This is a genomic window from Vibrio viridaestus (assembly GCF_003856525.1).
Lineage (GTDB): Bacteria > Pseudomonadota > Gammaproteobacteria > Enterobacterales > Vibrionaceae > Vibrio > Vibrio viridaestus.
On sequence record NZ_RJVQ01000177.1, the window covers coordinates 1 to 367 of the forward strand.

The 367-nt window shown below is 44.4% G+C and carries 1 protein-coding gene; it reads left to right on the forward strand.

Annotated features, from left to right (window positions below):
- The first annotated feature begins 170 nt into the window (after window positions 1-170).
- A complete protein-coding gene (locus EES38_RS23400) occupies window positions 171-299 on the forward strand; it encodes a hypothetical protein (RefSeq protein ID WP_279432231.1) in 129 nt (42 codons plus the stop codon).
- Window positions 300-367 lie beyond the last annotated feature (68 nt).

Here is a 367-nt window from a genome sequence, read left to right on the forward strand (position 1 = left end):
AATATCGAGGCATACGCACAGTATGCACATATGCCAATAACAGACTGATCAATTGCAGTGTTAAACCTCAATGGGAAGATACAAGTAAAAGACAATATCAAGTGAATTCGAATTCACCACATTGCACAAGCAAGTGGCTATGAGAACTCAGTAGCTGAGTGGATCACGCGATGGCGTTTCAAGCGAATGGTACTGGGTTCGAGTCACACAGTGAACATCAACTCTCTCAGATGCAGGTACATCCAACTGACGAGTCCCAAATAGGACGAAACGCGCGTCAAACTGGATTCCACTGCTAGCCACTATCCATCATTGCTTACAAATAGCTTGTGAATTCAGGCAATATCGAGGCATACGCACAGTATGC